Here is a 7,362-nt window from a genome sequence, read left to right on the forward strand (position 1 = left end):
GACGGTTTTAGCGACGGTTTCGAGACGGTTGTGAGTCAGGCGGCCAGGGTGGCGTAGCGGCCGTTGCGGTCCAGCAGGCTGTCGTGGGTGCCGGCCTCGACGATTCGGCCGTGGTCGAGCACCGCGATCTGGTCGGCGTTCCGGACGGTGGACAGCCGGTGCGCGATGGTGATCGTGGTGCGACCCTCGGCGAGCACGTCGAACGCCCGCTGCACGGCCCGTTCGGTCTCGGTATCCAGCGCGCTCGTGGCCTCGTCGAGGACCAGGATGCGCGGATCCCGCAGCAGGGTGCGGGCGATGGCCAGCCGCTGCTTCTCGCCGCCGGAGAACCGGTGGCCGCGCGAGCCGACCATCGTGTCGTACCCGTCGGGAAGGGCGGCGATCAGATCGTGGATCTGGGCGGCCCGGGCCGCGTCCTCGATCTCCGTGTCGGTGGCGGCCGGCCGGGCGTAGCGCAGGTTCTCCCGGACGGTGGTGTGCAGCAGGTACGTCTCCTGGCTGACCACGCCGACGATCGCGGCCAGGTCGGCCAGGCGCAGGTCGCGCAGGTCGACCCCGTCGATGGTGACCCGGCCGGCGGTCGGGTCGTGCAGCCGGCTGACCAGCCCGGCGAGGGTGCTCTTGCCGGAGCCGGTCTCGCCGACGAGGGCGAGGCTGGTGCCGGCGGGCACGTCCAGGGTGACCCCGGCGAGGGCGGCGGTGTCGCTGCCCGGGTAGCCGAAGGTGACGTCCTCCAGACGCAGGTGACCGCGGACCCGGGCGGGGTCGAGGCGGACCGGCTCGGCGGGGTCGGCCACGTCGACCGGCAGGTCGAGGTATTCGAAGATCCGGGCGAACAGCGCCAGCGAGGCGGTCAGCGACACGCCCACGTTGAGCAGGCCCATCAGCGGCCGGAACAGGCCGCCCTGTAGCGCGGTGAAGGCGACCAGGGTGCCGATGCTCAGTGTGCCGGCGGTGCCGGGCAGGCCGGCGGCGAGGTAGATGACCGCCGGTACGGCGGCGAAGATGATGCTCATCGAGGCCATCCGCCAGCGACCGGCCAGTTCGCTGCGCAGCTCCAGGTCGACCAGGCGGGCCGACGAGGCGGTGAACCGGTCGATCAGCGCGGGCCCGGTACCGAGGGTCTTGGCCAGTTGGACGCCGCTGATCGAGAGCCCCTCCTCCACGGTGACGTTGAGGTCGGCGAGCTCCCGCTGGCGCTGGGCGGTGATCTCCCGGCGCATCCGGGCGACCCGGCGGGTCAGCCAGATCGCCGGCGGCAGCACGACGAGGGAGACCAGGGAGAGCTGCCAGGAGAGCGCGACCATGGCGACGACGGTGGCGACCACGGTGGTGAGGTTGGCCGCGACGGCCGTGGCGGTGGAGGTGACCACCGACTGCATGCCGCCGATGTCGTTGGTGATGCGGGACTGCACCTCGCCGGTGCGGGTCCGGGTGAAGAAGCCCAGCGACTGCCGCTGAAGGTGGCTGAAGACGTCGGTGCGCAGCCGGTGCATGACCTGCTGCCCGACGCGGGTGGAGATCCAGGTCTGGACGACGCCAAGGGCGGCGGTCACCCCGGCGACGGCGACCATCCCGAGGACCAGCCAGACCAGCAGGGTCACGTCGCCCTGCGGCAGCGCCCGGTCGATGACGGCACGCAGCAGGAACGGGGTGGCCATCGCGATGATCGAGGAGGCCACGATGATCGCGGTCACGGCGGCCAGCGCGGGCCGGTGGGCGGTGAACAGCCGGCCGATGCGGCGTAGGGACACCTGCCGGGCCTGCGCCTTCTCGTCGGCGCTGACGGTGCGGTGGCCGCGGTCGCGGCCGGTGGGGGTCGGTTCCAAGGGGCACTGCCTCTCGACGGGGATATTGCTGAGGTTACCTCATCATGAGGTAGCAACCGCATCTCCTGCTACCGTATTCCCCGTGACGGAGCGCACGGCGGACGGCGACGACGAGAGCCTGGCGGAGACGTTCTGGGCGGTGGCCGGGCGGCTGCGCCGGCAGGCACGGGAGTCATTGGCGCCGTGGGACGTCACGCCCAGCCAGTCCCGGGCGCTCGGAGTGCTGGCCCGCCACGGTGAGTCGCGTCCCGGCACCATCGCCGAGCACCTGCGTATCGCGCCCCGCTCCGCCACCGAGGTCATCGACGATCTCCAGGCCCGGGGGCTCGTCGAACGCCGACCCGACCCGGCCGACCGACGGGCGACGCTGGTCGCGCTCACCGAGGAGGGCAACCGGGTCAGCGCCGCCATCCGGGCCGCCCGTCGGGCCGAGGCCGACCGCTTCTTCGGCCACCTGGACGACGCCGACCGCGACCAGCTCGCCCGGATCCTGCGCACCCTGCTCGGCTGAGGCGCAGGCCAGGGGCTCCTGCTGCACAAGTAGGGCCCTGCGGGGCGGCCCGGGTTTGCCCACCACGCGCCCGGGTAGCCAGCGCGGCCCGTCCGGTCGGCGGGACCGGCCCTGACGGGCCGGGCGAGGTGACAGGAGGATGGCCGTGCCGCTGGTGTCCCATCTGACTCACCGACCCGCCTGATGTGCGGGATCAGCGGGGAGGCCCGATTCGACGGCAGGCCGCCCGACGCGGCGGCGGTCACCCGGATGACCGAGGCGATGCGGTCGCGCGGCCCGGACGGCGAGGGGCTGTTCACCGACGACTGGGTGACCCTCGGGCACCGACGGTTGACCATCATCGACCTGTCCGACGCGGGCGGCCAGCCGATGGTGCGCGAGGACCTGGGCCTGGCACTGGTCTTCAACGGCTGCATCTACAACTATCCCGAGTTGCGCGAGGAACTCACCCACGCCGGGTACGCCTTCCACTCCACCAGCGACACCGAGGTGATCCTGGTGGCGTACGCGCACTGGGGTGACCGCTTCGTCGACCACCTGGTCGGCATGTTCGCGATCGCGCTGGTCGACCGTGCCCGGCGGCGGCTGGTGCTGGCCCGCGACCGGCTCGGCATCAAACCGCTCTACCTCGCCGAGACCCCCGGGCGGCTCCGGTTCGCCTCCACCCTGCCCGCGTTGCTGCGCGCCGGCGACGTGGACACCGGCATCGACCCGGTGGCGCTGCACCACTACCTGTCCTGGCACTCCATCGTGCCCGCGCCCCGGACCGTGCTGCGCGGCGTGCGCAAGCTGCCGCCGGCCACCCTGCGGGTGATCGAGGCGGACGGGCGCGGCCGCGAGGAGGTGTACTGGCGACCGGACTACGTCCGGGAACCGGCCGACGCCGGGATGGACGCCGCCGACTGGCGGGCCGCCATCGGGGACGCGCTCCGCACGGCGGTACGCCGGCGGCTGGTCGCGGACGTGCCGGTCGGAGTGCTGCTCTCCGGCGGGCTGGACTCCAGCCTCATCGTGGCGCTGCTCGCCGAGGCCGGCCAGCGGCACCTGCGCACGTTCAGCATCGGCTTCGACAGCCGCGGGGGCGAGTCCGGCGACGAGTTCCACTACTCCGACCTGGTGGCCCGCGCGTACGACACCGACCACGACCGGATCCGGCTGTCCAACGACGATCTGGTGCCCGCCGTGCGGCGCGCCGTCCAGGCGATGGCCGAGCCGATGGGCAGCCACGACGTGGTCGCCTTCCACCTGCTGTCCGAGCAGGTGGCCCGGCACGTGAAGGTGGCCCAGTCCGGGCAGGGCGCCGACGAGGTGTTCGCCGGTTACGGCTACCACCAGCCCCTGACCGAGGCGCCTCGGCACGGCGCCGCCGAGACGTTCGCCGCCGCGTTCTTCGACCGCGGCCACGACGAGCTGCGCCGGATCGTCGGCCCGGCGTACGCGCTGGACCACGACGCCAGCCGCGACCTGCTGACCGGGCACCTCGCCGCGCCCGGTGCGCAGACCGCGCTGGACGCGGTGCTGCGCCTGGACACCCATCTGATGCTGCCCGACGACCCGGTCAAGCGGGTGGACAACATGAGCATGGCGTGGGGCCTGGAGGTGCGTACCCCCTTCCTCGACCAGGATCTGGTCACCCTCGCCGCGCACTGTCCGCCCGAGCACAAGGTGGCCCAGGGTGGCAAGGGCGTGCTGAAGGAGGTCGCCCGGGAGGTCCTGCCGGCCGAGGTGATCGACCGGCCGAAGGGCTACTTCCCGGTGCCGGCGCTGCGGAACGTGGACGGGCCGGTGCGCGAGCTGGTGGCCGAGGCGTTGCAGGCGCCGGCCGCGCGGGAGCGGGGGCTGTTCCGACCGGAGTACGTCTCCCGGCTGCTCGCCGAACCGGACCGGGCCGAGGCGGCGGCCGGCAGCAACAAGCTGTGGCAGCTCGGGTTGCTGGAACTCTGGCTCCAGACGCACGACATCCGCTGAGCCCGCGCGGTCAGTCCGGCGCCACGGCCGCCGCCCGCCCGGTGAGGAAGGCCTGTTCGGCCGCGTTGCCGGTCAGCGCGGCGGCCGTCCGGTACGCCTCGGCGGCCTCCCCGCCCCGGCCGAGCCGGGCCAGCAGGTCGGCGCGGACGGCGTGCCGCACGTGGTAGCCGTCCAGGTCGAGGCGGTCCACCTCGGCCAGCGCCACCGCCGGACCGGCCACCTCGGCGAGCGCGACCGCCCGGTTCAGCGCCACCACCGGGCCGGGGGCGACGGCCAGCAGGTGGTCGTACAGCTGGAGGATCTGGCCCCAGTCGGTGTCGGCGGCGCGCGGCGCGGCGCTGTGCACGGCGGCGATCGCGGCCTGGATCTGGTACGGCCCCGGCTGGTCGCGGCGCAGGCAGCGGCGGACCAGCGCCTGTCCCTCGGCGACCAGCGCGGCGTCCCACCGGGCCCGGTCCTGTTGGGGCAACGGAACGAGGTCGCCGTCTCCGGTGGTCCGCGCGTCCCGGCGGGACTCGGTGAGCAGCATCAGCGCGAGCAGGCCGAGCGCCTCCGGCTCGTCCGGCATCAGCTCGACCAGCAGCCGGGCCAGCCGGACCGCCTCGGCGCACAGCTCGGCGCGGACCAGTCGCTGCCCGGCGCTGGCCGTGTACCCCTCGTTGAAGATCAGATAGAGGACCGCCAGCACGGTGTGCAGCCGGTCGGGCAGGTCGGCGTCGCGCGGCACCCGGTACGGGATCCGCGCGTCGCGGATCTTCGACTTGGCCCGGACCAGCCGCTGCGCCATCGTCGGCTCGGGCACCAGGAAGGCGCGGGCGATCTCGGCGGTGCTCAGCCCGCCGAGCAGGCGCAGGGTGAGCGCGACCCGGGCGGCCGGGGCGAGCGCCGGATGGCAGCAGGTGAAGATCAGACGTAACCGGTCGTCGCGCACCGGCGCCTCCTCGACGGGTGGGTCGGCGGCGTACAGCAGGGCCGCCTGGGCGTGCCGGTCGGCCCGGGACGCTTCCCGGCGCAGCCGGTCGATGGCCCGGTTCCGGGCGGTGGTGATGATCCAGCCGGCCGGGCTGGGCGGCGGTCCGGTCCGCGGCCACCGCCGTAGCGCGATGGTGAACGCGTCCTGGACGGCCTCCTCGGCGAGGTCGATGTCGCCGAGGAGGCGGACCAGGACGGCGACCGCGCGGCCGTACTCCGCGCGGAACGCCGCCTCCACGTCCTCCACGGTCAGTCGCTCGCTCCACCCTGGAACGGGCGGACCTCGATCGGCAGGGTGGTGGCCAGCGCGTAGCGCCGGCCCCAGTCCAGCGCGACGTCCAGGTCCGGCACGTCGATGATGGTGATGCCGCCCAGATGCTCCTTGCCCTCGACGAACGGCCCGTCGGTGACGAGCACCTCGCCGTCGCGGGGGCGCAGCACGGTCGCGGACTCCGGGCCGTGCAGGCCCTGCCCGAAGACCCACGACCCGGTGGCCGTCAGCTCGTCGCGCAGCTCGCCGAGCTGACGCATCACCCCGGCCAGGAACTCCGACTCCGGCGGCAGGTCACCCTGCGGCTGGTGGATGCTGAGCAGGTAGAGGGTCATCGTTCCTCCTCGCGGGGCGGCCGGCCCGTCGCCGACCTCTCATCCTCCACACGAACGGCCGCCGGCCGGATCGACAGGCCGCCCGGAAAAGATTCGACCGCCGTCCGCGCCGGCCGAGGTCGCGGGCAGCCGGACGGCGGCGGTGGTACGCCAGGTGACGGCACGGTGGCCAGCGTGTGCGGGCTGCGGTGTCGCGCCGTCCGGGCCGGGCGCGATGGTGTAGAAAGGCGGAGTGAGCGCAGCGGTGACGCAGGTGCCGGTGTTCGACCGTGGGGTGGTCCACGGTGACTGAGCACGGCCAACCGCCCACACCCGTCGCCGCCGGTGCCGCCCTGGTGCAGCTCGGCGATGTGCCGCTGGCGGATCTGCTGGCCGGTGCCGGTGACGGTGTGCTGGCCCACGTGCTCGGGGCGCTCGTCGCCGACAGCGAGCCGGGCGACGTGTCCGCGTTCGAATCGAGCTTCTGACCGTGTCGGCCGACGCCTCGCCGTCGGCCGCCCGGCGGCGCCCTGCCGCGGCCGAGCCACCCGACACCCCGACGGCGCCCCGGGTACGCCAGTTGGTGCTGAAGGTGCATTCGCGCTGCAACCTGGCCTGCGACTACTGCTACGTCTACCGGCACGCCGACCAGGGTTGGCGGGACCGGCCCCGGGTGATCGCGCCCGGCACCGTGGCCCGGGTGGCGGACCGGCTGGCCGCGCACGTCGTCCGGCACCGCACCGACCGGGTCCGGGTGGTGCTGCACGGCGGGGAGCCGCTGCTGGCCGGTGTCGACGTCCTCGACCGGACGGTGCGCACCCTGCGTGCGGCGATGCCCGCCGGCACCACCCTCGACGTCGCGATGCAGACCAACGGGCTGCTGCTGGACGAGGCGGTGCTCGCCCTGTGCCACACGCACGGCATCGACGTCGGGGTGAGCGTCGACGGTGGCCGGACGGCCAACGACCGGCACCGCCGGCACGCCGACGGGCGGGGCAGCTTCACCGAGGTGGCCGCCGCGCTGCGTCTGCTGGCACGGCCCGAGCACCGGGCCCGGTACGCCGGCCTGCTCTGCACCGTCGACCTGGCCAACGATCCGGTCGACGTCTACCGGAGCCTGCTGGAGTTCGATCCGCCCCGACTGGACCTGCTGCTGCCGCACGGCAACTGGAGCACTCCCCCACCCGGCCGCCGCCCCGGCGATCCCGCCACCCCGTACGCGGACTGGCTGATCGCCGTCTTCGACACCTGGTACCGGGAGACGCCCCGGCGCAGCGGGATCCGGCTGTTCGAGTCACTGATCGCGTTGCTGCTCGGTGGGCGCAGCGGCACCCAGGCGCTGGGCGGCGCCGAGCCGGACATCATGACGATCGAGACCGACGGCACCATCGAGGGCACCGACACCCTCAAGACGACCACCGCGTCGGCGATGCGTACCGGGCTGGACGTCTTCCGGCACAGCTTCGACGAGGCGCTGCGCCACCCGTCGCTGGCCGG

Annotated in this window: 7 protein-coding genes; 4 read left to right on the forward strand and 3 right to left on the reverse strand. The window is 73.8% G+C overall.

All coding sequences use genetic code 11. The features are described 5' to 3' along the window. Positions 1-35 precede the first annotated feature (35 nt). Positions 36-1,829 carry an ABC transporter ATP-binding protein gene (locus tag EAD98_RS07080; protein ID WP_121653250.1) on the reverse strand — a complete coding sequence of 598 codons (1,794 nt, stop codon included), beginning with the start codon at positions 1,827-1,829 and terminating at the stop codon, positions 36-38. 82 nt (positions 1,830-1,911) lie between these two features. Between EAD98_RS07080 and EAD98_RS07085 the strand changes: the two genes are divergently transcribed. Next, positions 1,912-2,340, forward strand: a complete 429-nt coding sequence (locus EAD98_RS07085) for a MarR family winged helix-turn-helix transcriptional regulator (protein ID WP_121653251.1) — start codon at positions 1,912-1,914, stop codon at positions 2,338-2,340. 183 nt (positions 2,341-2,523) lie between these two features. Next, positions 2,524-4,308, forward strand: coding sequence for an N-acetylglutaminylglutamine amidotransferase (locus EAD98_RS07090; RefSeq protein ID WP_121653252.1), 1,785 nt, complete (start codon positions 2,524-2,526; stop codon positions 4,306-4,308). 10 nt (positions 4,309-4,318) lie between these two features. Here the strand turns inward: EAD98_RS07090 and EAD98_RS07095 are convergent, their stop codons facing one another. Next, complete coding sequence (locus tag EAD98_RS07095) at positions 4,319-5,527, reverse strand: RNA polymerase sigma factor (RefSeq protein WP_121653253.1); 1,209 nt, start codon at positions 5,525-5,527, stop codon at positions 4,319-4,321. A 2-nt stretch (positions 5,528-5,529) separates the two neighbouring features. Then, positions 5,530-5,886 carry a YciI family protein gene (locus tag EAD98_RS07100; protein ID WP_121653254.1) on the reverse strand — a complete coding sequence of 119 codons (357 nt, stop codon included), beginning with the start codon at positions 5,884-5,886 and terminating at the stop codon, positions 5,530-5,532. A 284-nt stretch (positions 5,887-6,170) separates the two neighbouring features. Here EAD98_RS07100 and fxsA point away from each other — a divergent pair, with 284 nt between their 5' ends. Together fxsA and EAD98_RS07110 are read left to right on the forward strand one after the other, a co-directional pair. After that, on the forward strand, positions 6,171-6,353 hold the full coding sequence (gene fxsA / locus EAD98_RS07105; protein ID WP_158609773.1) for an FxSxx-COOH cyclophane-containing RiPP peptide: 183 nt from the start codon (positions 6,171-6,173) through the stop codon (positions 6,351-6,353). A 2-nt stretch (positions 6,354-6,355) separates the two neighbouring features. Then, positions 6,356-7,362, forward strand: a 1,007-nt coding sequence (locus tag EAD98_RS07110) for an FxsB family cyclophane-forming radical SAM/SPASM peptide maturase (RefSeq protein ID WP_121653256.1), incomplete at its 3' end; no start/stop codon positions are given.

Origin of the sequence: Micromonospora sp. CV4 (assembly GCF_003667455.1) — a bacterium.
Classification (GTDB): Bacteria; Actinomycetota; Actinomycetes; order Mycobacteriales; family Micromonosporaceae; genus Micromonospora.